Raw genomic sequence first — 17,034 nt, forward strand, 5'->3', positions numbered from 1 at the left:
TGGAGCCACCCATGACCGCATCCACCACCAGCCGCGAGCAGATGCGTGAGCTCGGCAGGCTCAGCCCGTTCGAGCTGAAGGACGAGCTGATCAAGCTCGCCGACAAGAGCCGTGAGAAGAACGCCCGGGCGATGCTCAACGCCGGCCGCGGCAACCCGAACTGGGTCGCGACCGGCCCCCGCGAGGCGTTCGCCGCCCTGCTGAACTTCGGGATCTCGGAGTCCCGCCGGGTGTGGACGATGGACAACCTCGGCGGCATGCCCGCCTCCGAGGGCTCGCACGAGCGCTTCACCCGCTTCGTGCACGCCAACCCGGGCATGCCCGGCATCCCACTGCTGGCCCGCTGCGTCGCCTACGGGATCGACCGGCTCGGCTTCGTGCCGGACGCCTGGGTGCACGAGCTCGCCGACTCCGTCATCGGCGACAACTACCCGGTGCCCGACCGCATGCTGCACCACGTCGAGCGGGTCGTGCGGGCCTACCTCGACGCCGAGCTGACGGGCGGCCGGCCGCCGGCGGGCACCATGGACCTGTTCGCCACCGAGGGCGGCACGGCGGCGATGTGCTACACCTTCGACTCCCTGATGCAGAACGGCATCCTGCACAAGGGCGACAAGATCGCTCTGATGGTGCCGATCTTCAACCCGTACATCGAGGTCTGCGACCTGGACCGGTTCTCCTTCGACGTGGTGACCGTCGAGGCCGACATGTGGGCCGAGGAGGGCGTGCGGATGTGGCGCTACTCCGAGGAGCAGGTCGCGAAGCTGGCCGACCCCGCGGTGAAGGCCGTGTGCCTGGTCAACCCGTCCAACCCGCCGTCGATGGCGCTCTCCGACCGGGTCAGCCGACAGATCCAGGAGATCGTCAGGACGTCGAATCCGAACCTCGTCGTGATCACCGACGACGTCTACGGGACCTTCGTCGAGGACTTCCGCTCCCTCGCCGCCGACCTGCCCCGCAACACGCTCCTGGTCTACTCCTGGTCCAAGCACTACGGAGCGACCGGCTGGCGGCTGGGCGTCATCGGGCTGAACGAGGACAACGTCATCGACGAGATGATCGCGAACCTGCCCGCCGAGCGGAAGGCCGAACTGGACCGGCGCTACGGCACCCTCACGCTGGAACCCTCGAAGATCAAGTTCATCGACCGGCTGGTCGCCGACTCCCGCGACGTCGCCCTCAACCACACCGCGGGCCTCTCCCTGCCGCAGCAGGTGCAGATGGCGCTGTTCTCCCTGTTCGACCTGGACCCCGAGGGCCAGGAGTACAAGGCGCTCGTGCGCTCCATCGTGCTGCGCCGGCTCGACCTGCTGCTGGAGGGCAGCACGATGAAGATCTCCGATGACCCGCAGCGGGCCGGCTACTACATCGAGCTGGACCTGATGGCGGAGGCCGAGCGGGTGCACGGCCCGGAGTTCGGCGCCTACCTGCGGGCGACCTACGAGCCGATCGACCCGCTGTTCCGACTCGCCGAGCAGACCTCCGTGGTCCTCCTGCCCGGCGGCGGCTTCGACGGCCCCCAGTGGTCGGTCCGCGTCTCCCTGGCCAACCTCGACGACCTCGACTACCTCAAGATCGGCCACCAACTCCACGCCATCCTGGAGGAGTACCACACGGAATGGCAGGCCACGAAGGCCTGACACACCGCAGCCCGACGTACGACGGAGCCCACCGGCGATCCCGCGCCGGTGGGCTCCACCCGTTCCTACCCCCGGCGGGAGCGGGCCAGGCTGGCTGGGCGCACGGCGCCGGGGCCGAAGCGGGCGTTGGCGCGGTCGACGGCCGGTTCGACGGCCAGGCGGTTCTCGCGGACCTGGTCCAGGCTCAGCTGCTGCGCCGCGGCGTGGGCGGGGCGCAGTTGCTCGGCGCGCACGCCGAGGGACCGGACGCGGGCGCGCTGCAGGCCCAGCGCCGCGTACAGCTCGTAGACGGTGGCGCGGATGTCGTCGCCGTGGGCCGAGGGCTCGGGCAGCGACCGGGTGCGGGTGGTGGTCGAGCGGTCGGCGTAGCGGGCGGTCAGGGACAGGCCGCCGGTGATCTGCGCCTGGGAGCGCAGCCGGGAGCCGAGCCGGTCGCTGAGGTCGAGCAGGACGCGCCGGTGCTGGTCGGGGTCGAGCTCGTCGCGGTCGAAGTGGTGGTCGGCGCCGACGGAGCGGCCGACGGCCCGGGGGGTGACGGGGCGGGGGTCGCGGCCGTGGGCGAGGTCGTGCAGGGAGCGGCCCGTGGTCGCTCCCAGTAGCCGCTGGGTGGTGAGCAGCGGCGCGTCCGCGAGGTCCCCGATGCGGTGCAGGCCGTGCCGGACCAGCGTCCTGGCGGTGGCCGGCCCGACGCCGGGCAGGGCGCTGACCGGTTGCGGTCGCAGGAACGCGGCGATGTCGTGCGGGTCGTGGCCGATGACGGTGATGCCGCCGGGCGGCGTCACGGCCGCGGCCATCCCGGCCAGCAGCCGGTTGCCCGCGACGGCGAGGGTCACCTGGACGCCGTGCAGGGCCACGACCCGCATCCGGATCAGTTCGGCGAGGTCGCGGGGGGAGCGGTCGAAGTAGCGCAGCGCACCGGTGAGGTCCATCTGCGCGCCGTCGGGTTCCAGCGCCTGCACGCGCGGGCTGATGCCCTGCAGGACTTCCAGGAGCTGCTGGTACAGCGCGGGATCGTCCCGGGTCCCGCCGTGGAAGTGCGCGTGCAGGATGGGGCGCGGTGCCGGCTGCATGGGGCTCATCCTGCGCTTCCGGGGCTGATGTGGCCGAGCTTGGTGAGGTTCGCGGAGCGGGTGCCGGCGGGCTGCAGGTCGGCCCACGGGTGCAGGACGGCGCCGGTGGTTCCGTTGGCGAGGGTGCGCCGCGGGGCCTGGGCGGGGGTGGGTCCGGGCAGGGCGGTGTCGCCCAGGAGGCGCACGACGGCTTCGGGCCCGTGGTCGCGGCGGGCGGCGGCGAGGGCTTCGAGGTCCCACGCGCGGATGCCGACCACGGTGCGGCGCGGTCCGCGGCGCTGGACGGTGCCGCGCACCAGCAGCAGTCCGCTGTGGAAGACGGTGTGGGCGCAGGCGGCGTGGGAGTCCTCGAAGAAGGCCAGGTCCACGAGGCCGGAGCCGTCTTCGAGGGTGACGAAGATGATGCGCTTGCCGGACGCGATGGGCGGGGTCTGCGTCGAGGCGCGCACGCCGGCGACCAGGACCGTCTGCCCGGATTCGAAGGCCTCCAGGTGGGCGGCGTCGGTGGCGCCGACCTCGCGCAGCAGCCGGTGGTGGTGCTCCATGAGGTGCTGGCTGATGTCGATGCTGAGGGTCTCCAGTTCGGCGCCGAGCGCTTCGCGGCCGGTCATCTCCGGCAGGCCGCTGGGGGCGGAGCCGGCGCTGACGTCGTGCAGCGGCAGCTGGCCGTCGCCCTGCCGGCCGCGGGCGTGGGCGTGGAGTTCGGCGATCTGCAGGAGCAGGTCCCGGCGGGTCAGCGACCCGCGCACGGCGTCCAGGGCGCCGACTTCCGCGAGGCGTTCCGCGGTGGGGCGGTCGGGGCGGGCGCGCTGCCACAGGTCCTGCAGCGAGGCGTAGGGCTGGGCGGCCACCAGCCGGCCGATCTGGTCCTCGCTGATGCCCTTGACCGCGGAGAACGCCAGCCGCACACCCCAGGTGCCGTCGTCGGTCCTCTCCACGGTGTGGGTGGCCCGGGAGTGGTTGACGTCCACGCTCAGGACGGGCACGTTGTGGCGGCGGGCGTCCGCGACGATCACCCGCTTGGGCCACATGCCCGGGTCGTGTTCGAGCAGGCCGGCCACCAGGAAGGCCGGGAAGTGCGCTTTCAGCCACGCCGACTGCAGGGCGGGGACGGCGAAGGCGACGGCGTGCGCGCGGCAGAAGCCGAAGGAGCCGAACCCTTCGATGATCCCCCACACCTCCTCCCGGACCTCGGGGGTGTAGCCGCGGGCGGCGGCCTCCCGGTGGAACCACTCCCGCAGTTTCGGCAGCCGGTTCCTGTCGCCCAGAGCGCGGCGGCCGACCTCGGCCAGCGCGCGGTCGCAGCCGGTGAGGGTCGCGAGCATGTCGATGATCTGCTCGTGCCAGATCGTCACGCCGTAGGTGTCGGCGAGGACCGGTTCGAGGTCGCGGTGCGGGTAGACGGGGGCGGCGCCGTGGCGGGCGGCGATGTACTGCGCGGGCATCCCGCCGGCGACCGGTCCCGGGCGGAAGAGGCTGATGTCGGCGATGACGTCCTGCGGGTCCCTGGGCTGCAGCCGGGCCAGCAGATCCTGCTGGCCCGGGCTCTCCAGCTGGAACATGCCGATGGTGTCGGAGGCCTGGATCAGCTTGAAGGCGAAGAAGTCGTCCAGCGGCACCTGCCGGTTGTCGTCGAGGTCGATGCTCCGGCCGGTGACGCGCCGGATCTCGGTGACGGCGTGCGCCATCGCGGACTGCATCCGCACGCCGAGCACGTCCAGTTTGATCAGCCCGAGGTCCTCGACGTCCTCCTTGTCGGCCTGCACCATCGGGTAGCCGCCCGGGGTGGGCTGCACCGGCAGCCGGTCCAGCAGGGTGGTGTCGCTGACGATGACGCCGCACGGGTGCATCGCCATCCCGCGCGGCAGCGCGTCCAGGCCCTCGGCGAGCTCCCACAGCGGTCCGAACCGGTCCGCCGCGGCGGCCAGGTCCCGCAGTTCGGGCAGCTCGGCCAGGGCCGAGGTGATGTCGCAGGCCCGGATGTGCGGAAACGACTTCGCGATGCGGTCGACCGTGTGCGGGGCGATGCCCAGGGCCAGACCGGTGTCGCGCAGGGCGTGGCGGGCCCGGTAGGTCTCGGGCATGCCGGTGACCGCGACGCGCTCGGTGCCGAAGCGTTCGATGATGCGGTCGTAGACCTCCAGGCGGCGGGCGGACTCCACGTCGATGTCGATGTCGGGCAGCGAGTTCCGCCGGACGTTGAGGAACCGCTCGAACAGCAGGTGGTGTTCCAGCGGGTTGGCGGTGGCGATGTACAGGGCGTGGTTGACCATGGAACCGGCCCCCGAGCCGCGGGCCGCCACCCGGATCCCCATCTCCCGCACGTCGGCCACGACGGCCGCCACGGTGAGGAAGTACGTGTCGTACTCCATGCGGGCGATGACGTCGAGCTCCTCCTGGAGCCTGCGCACGGCGACCGGGTCGCGGTCCAGGCCGCGCCGGGCCATGCCCGCCTCGCACCGCTCGCGCAGCAGCGCCGCCGCCTGTCCGGGGCCGGCCCCGGCGCCGACGACCGACGGCTCGGGAAAGTGCGGGCGGCCCAGCCCCAGGTCGGCCACCGGGTCGACGCGGCACTCCGCCGCCGTCCGGGCGGTCTCCGCCAGCAGCCGCCGCGCCCGGTCCGGGCCGGCGCCCGCCGCCTCGGCGACGCGGTCGGCGACCGCGGCCATGGCCGTCGGGTCCTTCAGCCAGCGCTCCCCCGTGTCGAGGCGCTGCCGGTCGATGGGGCGCAGCAGCCGGGCGGCGTCCAGCACGTCGGCGAGGCGGTGCTGCTCGCGGTCGGCGTAGCGGACCGCGTTGGTCAGCACGGCCGGGACGCCGAGCCGGTCGGCCAGGGCCAGGGTGCGGCCGGCCAGCCGCAGCGAGCCGGGGCCGGTGCCCTGCAGGCCGAACCACACCACCTCCATCCGCAGGTGGTCGCCGGCCAGGTCGCGCCACGGGGCGAGGAGCTGTTCGGCCAGGTCCTCGCGGCCGGCGCTCAGGGCGCGGACGGGTTCGGAGGCCGGGCCCAGCAGGACCGTCAGCCCCTCCCCCGCGTACTGGGCCAGGGCCGGCCAGGACGCCACCGGCACGCCCGCGGCCGGGTCGGTGTACGCGGTGGAGACCAGGCGGCACAGGCGGGCCCAGCCGGCGGCGTGCCGGGCCAGCAGGGTCACCCGCAGGGGCGCCTGCACCACGTGGGCACCGCCGCGCGCCGGGGTGCGGGTCCGGGCCGCGGTGGGCGCGGGGCGGTGGGGTGCGACGGCGAGGTCGACGCCGAGGAGCGGGCGGACGCCGTGGGTTCCGCAGGCCTTGGCGAACCGCACGGCCCCCGTGACGGTGTCACGGTCGGTGAGCGCCAGTGCACCCATGCCGCGTTCCGCCGCCCGGTGCACGAGCTGGTCGACGTGCGCGGCGCCGTAGCGGGCCGAGTAGCCGGACATGGCGTGGAGGTGCGTAAACGACGACATCGGCACCTCCAGTTCCTCTGCACGCGTCCTCCCCCACCGGATCTCCTCCGTCGCTGTTCCACCATAACCCGAGATCCGTACATTTGTTCGATAGCTACTCTGTGTCACTTTCCTCGGTGCGGGCGGACCTCACCTCCCGGCCGCGGCCGGGCCTCGGACGCGCACGATCCCCTCGTGTCGCGAGGTGTCGCGAGGTGTCGCGGAGGCGGGGAAGGCGCCGGCCGGCCGTCAGGCCGACGACGGCCGCGGGAGCGGGGCCGACAGGGAGCGCGCGGTCTCGGCGGCCTCACGGCGGGTGCTGGCGCCGAGCTTGCCGAGGATCGCGGACACGTGGTGGTCCACCGTCCGCACCGACAGCACCAGCCGTTCGGCGATCTTGGCGTTGGTGAGCCCCTCGCTCAGCAGCGTGAGCACATCGGCCTGCCGGGAGGTCAGGTTGGCGGGGTGGGCGCGGGTGGCCACCGCCGGGCCGCGGGGCAGCCGGCGCAGGCCCAGCCGCTGCAACTGCCCGCGCACCAGGGCGGCGGGGGCCGTCGCGCCCAGTCCGTCCAGCACCCGCAGCGCCTCCACGGTCGGCTCCGGCTCCCCCGACGCGGCCAGTTCCAGGGCCCGTTCGTACGGGTCGCCGAGCCGTTGCCAGCCGGCCGCCGCCGCGCGCCAGTCGCCGCGCAGACCGTCGGCGTACGGCGTCGGGCAGTCCGTGACGGGCGCCGCGGCCAGGCCCGACCGGGCCAGGTAGCGCAGCAGTTCGGCGCGGAAGGGCGCCCTTCCGGGGGACGACAGCTGCGGCAGCAGCGCGTCCCGGATCTCCGCGGCCACCTCCGGGCAGCGCGCCAGCCACGCCCACTCGGCGTAGGCGATGCCCGCGTACGCCATCCCGGGCATCGACCGGTGGCGCAGCGCCCGTTGCCAGGCCTCGGCCAGCAGCGGCTGCGCCCGCGGCTCGTCCCGCCGGGCCAGCAGCCGCGCGTACGGCGGGACGCTGTAGGCGTGGAGCATGCCCGGGTCGTCGACGCCCTCGACGAGCCCGCGCAGCCCCTCCTCCGCGCGGGCCCACTCACCGCGCCGCATCAGGGCCAGGCAGCGGTGGACCTCCAGGTTGTAGGCGTGCGACCAGAAACCCCGCTCCCGGGTGAAGGCCAGACCCACGCGGACGCAGTCGCCCAGGGCGTCGTGGTCGCCGAACCGGTGGAAGAGCTCGCCCAGGTTGGTGTAGGCGCGGGCGGCGCTCTCGTAGAACCCCTCCCGCGTGGAGACCGCCAGGCTCTCGCGCACATGGCGCAGCCCGTCCGCCGCCTCCCCCAGATCCGCCCGCGCGATCCCGAGGTAGTTCAGGCACAGGGCGACCAGATCGGGCCGGCCGGCCCGGTCGCCGAGGTGCCGCGCCCGGTCCAGGATGTCGGTGGCCGCCTCCCCGTGGCCGGTCAGCGTGAGCACCGCGCCGCGGTAGGTCAGCGCGTACGCGAGGGCGGAGACATGACCGGCCGGTTCCAGGACCCGCACCGCCCGCTCCACGGCCTCCTCCGCCGCATCGGTCGCCCCCGTCATGTACAGGTGGCGGGAGAGCCGCACCAGGGCCTCGCCCAGCGGCACCGGATCGCTCAGCGGCTCGTACAGCCGCACCGCCCGCTGCCCGGCCTCCACCGCCTCGGCGAACCGGTGGGCGTTGTACAGCTCCCACGCGTACTCGTCCATCAGCCGCGCCAACTCCCCGGAGACGAACCGGTGCGGGTAGCGCAGCGCCGCCGCGAACAGCGCCAGCGCCTGCCGGTGGGAGCCGGTCCGCGCCGCCTCGCGGGCGGCGTCCGGCGCGTACCGCACGACGGTGTCCTCGTCGTCGGCCTCGACGGCGTGGTGGACCAGCCGGACCAGATCGCAGTCGCCGTGCGCGCGCAGCGCCCGGACCACCGCGCGGTGCAGCGCGCGGCGGCGCAGCGCGGGCAGCCCGCGCTCGACGGCGCGGCGGGCCAGTTCGTGGCGGAACGCCAGCCCGTCGGGGCGCACTTCGACGATCCCGCGGCCCTCCGCCTCCGCCAGGGCGTCGAGCTGATCGCCCAGCAGCGTCCCGGCCAGCCCGAAGGTGACGTGGTTGGGCACCACGGACAGCCGCTCCAGCGCCTCGCGGCACTCCTCCCCCAGCATCCGCACCCGGGCGGACACCGCGTCGGCGACGGTGTCCGGCACCGCTCCCGGCACGTCGGCGAGCACCTCCGTGACGTAGAAGGCGTTGCCCCGGGTGACGGCGTGCAGCGCCTCCGGGTCGCGGCCCGAGCCGGCGGCGAGCGCGGCGACGGCCGCCGGGGACAGCGGACGCAGCGGCAGCCGGTGCACCCGGGCCTGGGCGAGGGTGCCGAGCAACTGCTGCAGCGGGTGGCCGGGGCCCACCTCGTCGTCCCGGAAGGTCAGCACGAGCACCACCTTGTGGCTTTCCAGCCGCCTGACCAGGTAGTTCAGGGCGTCGAGACTGGCGTCGTCGGCCCAGTGCACATCCTCGACGACGAGGACGGCGGTCTCCGGTCCGGACAGCTCCTCGGTGAGCGCGACCAGGATCGCCTCCCCCGTCAGCCCCTCGGCGAGCGTCTTCTCCAGTGGTCCGCCGGTACCGTACGCCGCGTCCCGCAGCGGGCCCAGCCCGCGCGGTGCCATCAGGTCGTCGCAGGCCCCCGTCAGCACCCGGGCCGTACCGGCGACGGTCCGGCTGAAGGCGCGTACCAGGCTGGTCTTGCCGATGCCGGCCTCGCCGACGACCAGTGCCACCGAGCTGTGTCCCGCCTGCGCCGCGGCGACCGCCGAGACCAGCTCCTCCAGTTCCGTCTCCCGTTCGAGCAGATGCCCCCGCATGAGGGCATCGTGCCATCGGTTCGCCGGCGACGGCACGTCCGTTTCCCGCTCCGCGCCCGCTCTGCGCCGCATGCGGCAGGTGCCCGTCGGACAGCGTGCGTAGGCAACCGCCGCCGCCGATATGGGCAGCCGGTTACGGATGCCCGAGCTCCTCCACCCGCGTAGAACTGTCCACGGCCGGACGGGAACGACGAGCGCCGGCCGGACCAGCGACATCCGAACGGGGGTGACAGGAATGCGTATCGAGGTCTTCGACAGCGCAGCCATGGAGGCCGCCAGCGTCTGCTACGGCTACTGCACGATCTTCGGCTGATCCCAGCCACCGGCCGGGACGCCGGCCGTCCTGCGCCGGTGGGGGACACCGTCCCCCACCGGCGGCACGGCGGATCCGCCCCACGGCGCGATCCGCGGCACACGAGGCGGCGAGGGGGGTGAAGGCCATGCGCATCGAGGTGTTCGACAGCGCCGTGACGGCAGGCGGAAGCGTCTGTTACGGCTACTGCGTGCTGTTCGGCGGCTGATCGGCCGCGTCAGGTGATCGACACAATCCAGGGTTGAGAGAGGGACGACACGGTGTACCGGGTCATACGGGGGACGGACTGCTACTGGGCGGTCGGCACGCGGCGGGTCGCGCGACTGCCGCTCGACGGGGTCTTCGAGAACGGTCGGCTGACCGGCGACGCGCGCGGGGCGCTGGAGAACGCACAGCTCTCCCCGCCCGCCGACACCGGCACGTACCACATGACCGTGCTCATCACGACGCGCTGCAATCTCGCGTGCGCCTACTGCTTCCAGAACGCCGAGCTGCCGTCCGCCGGCCCCGGCCAGGTCCCGGGCACCGTGCCGGTCCGCATCGCCGGGGAGAACATCGACGACGACCGCATCGCCGACATCCTCGCGTTCGCCGGACGGCAGATGGAACGCCACGGGGCCGACAAGCTCGGGCTGATGCTCTTCGGCGGTGAGCCGACCCTGCATCTGGACCTGTGCCTCAAGCTGCTGGAGGGGGCGGCGAAGCTCGGGCCGGTCACCGCTTCGATGATCTCCAACGGGACGCTGTTCACCGTCGGACGGATGAAAGCGCTGCAGGACGCCGGCCTGCGGTCGGTCCAGGTGACCTTCGACGGCGACGTGGCCGCCCACGACCGGTCGCGCATCACCGTCGCGGGGCGCGGCACCTTCGCCCGGATCGTGGACAACCTGGCCGCCGTCTCCCGGGACACCTCCATCGACTGGCAGCTGCGGGTCAACCTGACCGGTGACTCGCTGCCCGGCGCCGACGCGCTCGTCGACCGGCTCGCCGGCCGGCTGGACACCTCGAAGTTCGCCCTCGCCTTCGCCCCGGTGCACGACCCCGGCACGGGCTTCGCGGACACCGTCGAACGCTCGGTGGAGCTGGCGGAACGCGTCGGCCGGCTCTACGGCCGGGCCCTGCACGCCGGCTTCCGCATCCCGCTGCCGCGCCAGCATGTCTGCGAGACCTGCGGCGAGGTCGGCGGAAGGACCGGGTCCGTGGTCAACTCCGACGGGACGCTGTACAGCTGCTGGGAGTCCGCGGGCAAGCCCGGCTACGAGGTCGGCACCGTCGACGGCGGGTACTTCGCCGACGACGACCTGGTCGCCTCGCGCTGGGTCGCGTGCGGCTACCCGGCCGAGAACCGGATCCCCGAACAGGTCGCGCAGCGGTACGCCGACACGGTGGACGGCATGGTCCTGGACCGGATGTACACCGCGGGCCTGCTCGGCGGCACCGCGGCGGCGCCGGGGGCGGCGTGAGCCCGCAGGCGCGCCGCCCGCGGGACCTCGGTCTGCTGCTCGCGGCGCGCGTCTGCTCCGCCTTCGGGGACCTGGTGGTCCCGGTCGCCGCCGCCTTCGCCGTCCTCGACGTCATGGGCGGCAGCGCCGCGGACATCGGCGTGGTGCTCGCGGCGACCTTCGCCGGGATGCTGGTCTTCCTCGTCCTCAGCGGCGCCCTGGCCGACCGGTTCCCGCCCGCGCGGGTGATGGTCGCCTCCGACGTCCTGTCCCTGACGGTGCAGACCGCCGCGGCGGCGCTGCTGGCGACCGGGGCGATGACCGTCCCGCTCTTCGCGGCGCTGATGTTCGTCAAGGGCGCGGCCACGGCGTTCTTCGGCCCGGCGGCGCAGTCCGTGGTGGTGCGCATCGTCGGACCGGACGAGGTGCAGCGGGCCAACGCGCGGCTGGGCGTCGCCTCGGCGGTGGTGGCGGTCGCCGCCCCGCTGGCCGGCGGCGCCCTGGTGGCGGGGGTCGGCCCCGCCTGGGTGCTGGCCGGCGACGCGGTGACCTTCGCCGTCAGCGCCTGCCTGATCCTGCGGATCTGCCCGCGCCGGGCGCGGACCGCCGCCCAGCAGCCCGGGCCCGCCGCACGCGACGAGCACGCCGGGAGCGCCGGGAGCGCCGCGCCGTCGCTCTGCCGCGAACTGCGCACCGGCTGGCGCGAGCTGACCGCCCGCCGCTGGCTGTGGACGTCGATCCTGGCGGCCTGCGCGCTGGAACTCCTCGGCTCGGGGCCGCTGATCACCGTCCTGCCGGTCGTCGCCGACGACCGCTACGGCGGGGCATGGGGCTACGCGTGGCTGATGTCCGCGCTGGGGCTGGGGTCCGTGGCCGGCGGCTGGGTCGCCGGGCGCCTCAAGGTCGGCCGGGCCGTCCTGGCGGCCAACCTGATGGCCGTGCCGATGGCCGTCGCGCCGCTGTGCCTGGCCCTGGGCTCGCCGTTCGCGGTGGTGGTCGGCGCCCACCTCCTCGTCGGGGTCTGCCAGGCCGTCTTCGTCGTGCTGTGGCGGACCGCACTGGCCCAGGCCGTGCCCGCGCACGTGCTCGGCCGGATCAGCGCCTGGGACATGGTCGGCTCGTTCTCGCTGCGGCCGGCCGGGCACGCCCTCGGCGGGGCCGCTGCCTTCGCACTGGGCACCGGCCCCGTGCTGTGGCTGGGCGCGGCGGCCTTCGCCCTGATCCCGCTGCCGCTGCTCGCGGTGGGCGAGGTGCGCGAACCGACCTCCCGCCTGGCACGGACCGGGCCCGCCCCGGACCCGGCCGCCGCCCTCCCGTCAGCACCGGACCACACCTCACCGGGGAAGGACCATGCGCGTACTACTGGTTAACATGCCGTGGGCGTCGGCCGACGTCCCCTCCCTCGCGCTGGGCATCCTGCGCCGCAGCGTGCGGGAGCAACTGCCGGACGCCGAGGCCGAGGTGGTGCACGCCAACCTCGACTACATCGACTGGGTCACCCGGCGCACCGCACTCACCGGCGACGACTACACCTACTTCGCCCACGACTCCTACTTCCAGGGCTGCGGCGACTGGGTGTTCTCCAGCGCCCTGTACGGCGATCCCGACTGGCGGCTGCGGGAGTTCACCGAGCTGATGGGCCCCCGGATGCCGGACGGCATGCTCGCGCTGGCGACCGAACTGCACCGCACGGCACCGGACTTCATCCGGCACCTCGCCCAGCGGATCGCCGCCCGCGCCCCGGACGTGGTCGGCTTCACCACCACCTTCCAGCAGAACACCGCCGCCCTGGCCGCCGCCCGCCACCTCAAGGACCTGGCGCCGGACATCGTGACGGTCTTCGGCGGGGCCAACTGCGACGGCGCCCAGGGCGAGGCACTGCACCGCAACTTCCCGTGCGCCGACTTCGTCCTGCGCGGCGAGGGCGAGACCGCCTTCCCGTCCCTGCTGAGAGCGCTGCGGGACGGCGGACCGCTCGACGACGTGCCCGGACTGTGCCGCCGCGACGTGGACGGCACCTCCGTCGCCCAGCCGATGAGCACCCGGCCGCTGCCGCCGGCGGCGATCGTGCCCCCCGACTACGACGGCTACTTCGAACGCTTCGCCGCCTCCCGGGCCGGCGCCTGGAGCGAGCCGCGGCTGGTGGTCGAAGGCGCCCGCGGCTGCTGGTGGGGGGAGAAGCACCACTGCACGTTCTGCGGTCTGAACGGCTCCTTCATGCAGTTCCGCAGCAAGCACCCCGACGTCTTCCACGACGAGATCACCGGCCTGGTCGAACGGCATCAGGTGCTGGACGTGGTCGTCGTCGACAACATCCTGGACATGAACTACCTGACCACCCTGCTCCCGCGCCTCGCGGCCTCCGGCCACGACCTGCGGCTGCACTACGAGATCAAGTCCAACCTGCGGCTCGGGCAGCTCCAACTACTCGCCGACGCGGGCCTGGTGCACGTGCAGCCCGGCATCGAGAGCCTGGGCAGCCGCACGCTGCAGCTGATGGACAAGGGCGTCACCGGCTGCCAGAACGTCCGCATGCTGCGCGACTCCCGCACCACCGGCCTGGTCCCGGAGTGGAACTACCTCTACGGCTTCCCGGGCGAGACGGACCAGGACTACCTGCCCGTCATCGGCCAGCTGCCCGCCCTGCACCACCTGACCCCGCCGCTGTCCGCGAGCCGCATCGCCATCGAACGGTTCAGCCCGTACTTCGACCGCCCGGAACTGGGCTTCGGCGCGCTGCGCCCGGACCCGCAGTACGGCCTCGTCCACGACCTGCCGGAGGAGGAACTGGCCGATCTCGCCTACCTGTTCTCCGCGCCGGAGCGCGGCATCGGCGCCGCGACCGCCGAACGGCTGCACACCGCGGTGGACGCCTGGCGGGCGGCGGCGGGGCGCAGCCGGCTCACCCACTGCGACCTCGGAGACCGCATCCTCCTGGTGAGCCGGCGGGCCCGGTTCCCCTGGACGGTGCTGCGCCTGGACGATCCCGTGGAACTCGCCGTCTTCCGGCTGCTCGACCAGCCCCGCACCCCGGCGGTGCTCGCCGCGAAGGCCGGCGCCCGCGCCGGCCGCGCGGTGGACGGCGCTGAGATCACCGCGCTGCTGGACCGGTGGTGCGCACTGGGCCTGGTTTTCACCGACAACGGCCAGTTCGTGCACGTGGTGCCGGCCGCCGTCAACCAGGAACTGCTCGACGACCCGTCCGCCGACACCCTCCCCGGGAGCCTCGATGACCTTCAGCCCACCGGCCCTGTCCCTGCGGCTGTGGCGTGATTACGACCCGGACGTGCTGTCCGCCGTCCCCGCCGACACAGACCTGGGTGCCACGTCCCTGCCGACCGGTGCCGACGCCCATCGCACGGTGCGGGCGTGGTACGCCCGCGGGGTACGCCGCGTCGGCCTGCGGGAGGCGGTGGCCCCGGCCGACCCGGCGTCGGTACCGGCCCTGGTCCTGATCCGGGAGCTGACCGCGTACGGCCTCGTGGCCGACTGGCGGCTGCGCGTCGACGGGCCCCCGGGCAGCTGGCGGGCGCTCGGCCACCTGTATCCGCCGGTGTCGGTGGAGACCGCGGATCCCGGCGACGGTGAGCGGATCCACCGGGAGTGGCGGTCCGGCTACCGCCGGGAGGCGTGCGTGTACCGCAACGGTCCGGGCTTCGTGCAGATCCGCGACCGGCGGGGCGGCCGGGTCCAGCGGATCACCATCGACGACCCGGCGTTCCTTCAGGCCATCGCCACCCTGCTGCCGGGCGCGGACCGCGACCGCCTCGACCCGACGGTCCTGGCCGCCCTGGCCTCGGCCGACCTGATCGCGGCCGCCGGCGGGCGGGCCTGGTGGCTCCCCCACCGCACGGCGCACCGCCCCGCCACCCCGGTGGCCGCCTGATGACCCCCGCTCCCGCGCCCGCGCCGTACCCGTGCGGTCGCGGGGCGGGGGCGGGGGTCGTAGCGTCGGGATATGAGTCACTCAACCGGCGGGGTCGCGGGATGAAGCCGCTGTGGTCCGGGACGGTCTCCTTCGGGCTGGTCTCCATCCCCGTGCGCCTGGGATCGACGGTGAGCAGCCACAAAATCCCGTTCCGGCAGATGCACAAGACGGACCACGGGCCCGTCCGCTACCGCAAGAAGTGCGAGCTGGACGACACCGTGCTCAGCCAGGACGAGATCGGCCGTGCCTACGAGACGCCCGACGGCACGCTCGTGGAGATCACCGACGACGAGCTCGCCGCCATGCCGCTGCCCACCGCCAAGACCATCGAGATCAGCGGTTTCCTCGACATGGCCGGGGTGCCCGGCGCCCAGTACAACACCCCGTACGTGCTGCAGCCGAGCTCCGGCGGGGACAAGCCCTACGTGCTGATGCGCCAGGCGCTCGCCCGGTCGGGGAAGGCCGCCGTGGGCAAGGTGGCGCTGCACAACAAGGAACAGCTGGTGCTGATCTACGCCCACGACGACGTGCTGATCGCCCACACCCTGCACTGGCCCGACGAGATGAAGTCCCCCGCCGAGGCCGCGCCCACCGCGAAGGTGCAGCTCGCCGACCACGAGATCGAGGCCGCCATCGCCCTGATCGACGCGCTGGGCGAGGCGGACCTCGACACCTACGAGGACCAGTACACCGCCGCGGTGGCGGACCTGGTGCGCGGCAAGGTCGAAGGCGCGGAGACCGCTCCGGCCGGTGCTCCCGCTCCGGCGGGCGGGAAGGTCGTGGACCTGATGGAGGCGCTGGAGGCCAGCCTCGTCCAGGCCAAGGAGAACCGCGGGCAGGACGCCACCGTGCACGACATCGCGCCGGAGAAGGGGGCCGCGAAGAAGCCCGCGGCGAAGAAGGCGGCGGCCGAGCGGACGACCGCGAAGAAGGCGGCGAAGAAGGCCCCCGCCAAGAAGACCGCCGCGCGCAGGCGCAGCGCCTGACCTTCGGCCCCCCGTCCCGCGTTCCCCCGCCCCCCAGGCTCACGCCCAGTGATCGTCGATCACGGCTGTGACGTGCCCAAAAGCCGCTGCCGGGTCCGGCGGCACGGGCAAGCTGGCACCTCATTCATCTGAGCAGACCGATTGGACCGGGGTGCTGTGAACAGCCGACTTCGTCACTTCTGGAACCGTTCGTCCATAGCCGTGTTCCGCGGCAGGATCGCCGCGATCGTGGGAGCGGTCGCGCTCCTCGCGGCCGTGTTCACCGGAACGGCCACCGGCACGGCCGCGGCCGCAGACTCCCGGGCCCAGGCCGCGGTGGGCGGGTGGACCTGTCCGGGCGTGGCCGTCCCGCCCGGTTACGTGATCACCATGTTCGACCGGAGCGGCTGCAACGGCGCGGGAGCGTGGTTGCAGCAGCCCGTCCGGGACGGGATCTGGACCTGCGCGGGGTCGCCGATCGTGACCGGCTACGTCATCACCATGTACGACCGCACGGGCTGCAGCGGGGTCGGCGCCTGGTTCCACAAGCTCGCCCGGGACGGGATCTGGACCTGCGCGGGGTCCCCGGTCGTGTCCGGCTACGTCATCACCATGTACGACCGCACCGGCTGCAGCGGGATCGGCGCCTGGTTCCACCAGCTGGTACGCAACGGCATCTGGACCTGCCCCTACTCCCCCATCCCGGCCGGCTACCGCAGCACCACGTATGACGCCCAGGGGTGCAGCGGCCTGGGAGCCTGGCTCACCGTTCGCGCCTGACCCGAAGCGCGTTCCCGTGGGCACCGCCCGGCCGGGCGGTGCCCATGGGCGGTTTTCGGACGATCGTGCGCGGCGGCGGCGCCGCCCGGCGGCTACGGACCGTGCGGGGTAGCGCACATTCCGCTTCGGTGACCGGCAACAGGCCACGCGGGTACGGCGGTTGGCGGCGGTGGAGTGGCGCGGGGCGGGTAGGCGCGGGGCATGGCGGAGCAGGATGCGATGCGCGAGCCGACGGAGCCGGTGGAGCTGTGCGACTGGTGCGGCCGGCTCTGGCGCGACGGCGGGGTGCTGGCGATCGTGCGGGACTCCTCGGCCGTGCACGCCACCGATCCGGCCAAGGACGGCATGCGCCTGCTCGTGGCCTGCGGCGGCGAGCACCTGGGCGAGCTCCTGGAGAAGTACCGGCGGCGGCCCTTCGTCGAGGAGGAGCTGTGGTCCTGGCAGATCGTCCGGGCCCTGTCCGCCGTTCCGGACGACCTGACCGTCGACGAGCTCAGCCCGGCGACCGGGCTGACCGCCCCGCAGATCCACCGGGCCCTGGCCTGGCGCGACGCGGGCGCGCGACACGACCAAGCACCGGGACAGGACCTGGTGTAGCCCGATCGG

The 17,034-nt window shown here is 73.7% G+C and carries 11 protein-coding genes; 8 read left to right on the top strand and 3 right to left on the bottom strand.

Going from position 1 to position 17,034, the window contains the following annotated elements; translation table 11 throughout:
- Positions 1-11: 11 nt before the first annotated feature.
- Positions 12-1,640, top strand: coding sequence for a bifunctional aspartate transaminase/aspartate 4-decarboxylase (locus tag ABZ721_RS04720; RefSeq protein ID WP_358787114.1), 1,629 nt, complete (start codon positions 12-14; stop codon positions 1,638-1,640).
- 65 nt (positions 1,641-1,705) lie between these two features.
- On the opposite strand, the gene ABZ721_RS04725 is transcribed toward ABZ721_RS04720, so the two are convergent.
- The 3 genes from ABZ721_RS04725 to ABZ721_RS04735 all read right to left on the bottom strand — a co-directional run bounded on the left by ABZ721_RS04725 (position 1,706) and on the right by ABZ721_RS04735 (position 9,000).
- Entirely contained in the window at positions 1,706-2,710 is a 1,005-nt protein-coding gene (locus ABZ721_RS04725) for a hypothetical protein (RefSeq protein WP_358787115.1), read from the bottom strand.
- A 5-nt stretch (positions 2,711-2,715) separates the two neighbouring features.
- Entirely contained in the window at positions 2,716-6,159 is a 3,444-nt protein-coding gene (locus ABZ721_RS04730) for a DNA polymerase III subunit alpha (protein WP_358787116.1), read from the bottom strand.
- A 228-nt stretch (positions 6,160-6,387) separates the two neighbouring features.
- Positions 6,388-9,000, bottom strand: a complete 2,613-nt coding sequence (locus ABZ721_RS04735; RefSeq protein ID WP_358787117.1) for an AAA family ATPase — start codon at positions 8,998-9,000, stop codon at positions 6,388-6,390.
- A gap of 573 nt (positions 9,001-9,573) precedes the next feature.
- Here ABZ721_RS04735 and ABZ721_RS04740 point away from each other — a divergent pair.
- The 7 genes from ABZ721_RS04740 (at position 9,574) to ABZ721_RS04770 (ending at position 17,025) form a co-directional block, all read left to right on the top strand.
- Complete coding sequence (locus tag ABZ721_RS04740) at positions 9,574-10,776, top strand: radical SAM protein (RefSeq protein ID WP_358787118.1); 1,203 nt, start codon at positions 9,574-9,576, stop codon at positions 10,774-10,776.
- Positions 10,773-12,125, top strand: coding sequence for an MFS transporter (locus tag ABZ721_RS04745; protein WP_358787119.1), 1,353 nt, complete (start codon positions 10,773-10,775; stop codon positions 12,123-12,125). The genes ABZ721_RS04740 and ABZ721_RS04745 overlap by 4 nt, the downstream gene beginning before the upstream one ends.
- Complete coding sequence (locus ABZ721_RS04750; RefSeq protein WP_358787120.1) at positions 12,106-14,028, top strand: RiPP maturation radical SAM C-methyltransferase; 1,923 nt, start codon at positions 12,106-12,108, stop codon at positions 14,026-14,028. The genes ABZ721_RS04745 and ABZ721_RS04750 overlap by 20 nt, the downstream gene beginning before the upstream one ends.
- A complete protein-coding gene (locus ABZ721_RS04755; RefSeq protein ID WP_358787121.1) occupies positions 13,985-14,641 on the top strand; it encodes a DUF5825 family protein in 657 nt (218 codons plus the stop codon). Before ABZ721_RS04750 ends, ABZ721_RS04755 begins: the two co-directional genes overlap by 44 nt.
- A gap of 101 nt (positions 14,642-14,742) precedes the next feature.
- Positions 14,743-15,669, top strand: a complete 927-nt coding sequence (locus tag ABZ721_RS04760) for a Ku protein (RefSeq protein WP_358787122.1) — start codon at positions 14,743-14,745, stop codon at positions 15,667-15,669.
- A 156-nt stretch (positions 15,670-15,825) separates the two neighbouring features.
- Positions 15,826-16,428: a hypothetical protein gene (locus ABZ721_RS04765; protein WP_358787123.1), complete on the top strand. Its 603-nt coding sequence runs from the start codon at positions 15,826-15,828 to the stop codon at positions 16,426-16,428.
- A gap of 201 nt (positions 16,429-16,629) precedes the next feature.
- Positions 16,630-17,025, top strand: coding sequence for a hypothetical protein (locus ABZ721_RS04770; RefSeq protein ID WP_358787124.1), 396 nt, complete (start codon positions 16,630-16,632; stop codon positions 17,023-17,025).
- The last annotated feature ends 9 nt before the right edge of the window (positions 17,026-17,034 follow it).

It is taken from the genome of Streptomyces sp. NPDC006733 (assembly GCF_040636125.1).
GTDB lineage: Bacteria > Actinomycetota > Actinomycetes > Streptomycetales > Streptomycetaceae > Actinacidiphila.

Coding starts and splice junctions, on each gene's coding strand:
- ABZ721_RS04720 (WP_358787114.1), top strand. CDS start 12: ATGACCGCATCCACCACCAGCCGCGAGCAGATGCGTGAGCTCGGCAGG.
- ABZ721_RS04725 (WP_358787115.1), bottom strand. CDS start 2,710: ATGCAGCCGGCACCGCGCCCCATCCTGCACGCGCACTTCCACGGCGGG.
- ABZ721_RS04730 (WP_358787116.1), bottom strand. CDS start 6,159: ATGTCGTCGTTTACGCACCTCCACGCCATGTCCGGCTACTCGGCCCGC.
- ABZ721_RS04735 (WP_358787117.1), bottom strand. CDS start 9,000: ATGCGGGGGCATCTGCTCGAACGGGAGACGGAACTGGAGGAGCTGGTC.
- ABZ721_RS04750 (WP_358787120.1), top strand. CDS start 12,106: ATGCGCGTACTACTGGTTAACATGCCGTGGGCGTCGGCCGACGTCCCC.
- ABZ721_RS04755 (WP_358787121.1), top strand. CDS start 13,985: ATGACCTTCAGCCCACCGGCCCTGTCCCTGCGGCTGTGGCGTGATTAC.
- ABZ721_RS04760 (WP_358787122.1), top strand. CDS start 14,743: ATGAAGCCGCTGTGGTCCGGGACGGTCTCCTTCGGGCTGGTCTCCATC.
- ABZ721_RS04770 (WP_358787124.1), top strand. CDS start 16,630: ATGGCGGAGCAGGATGCGATGCGCGAGCCGACGGAGCCGGTGGAGCTG.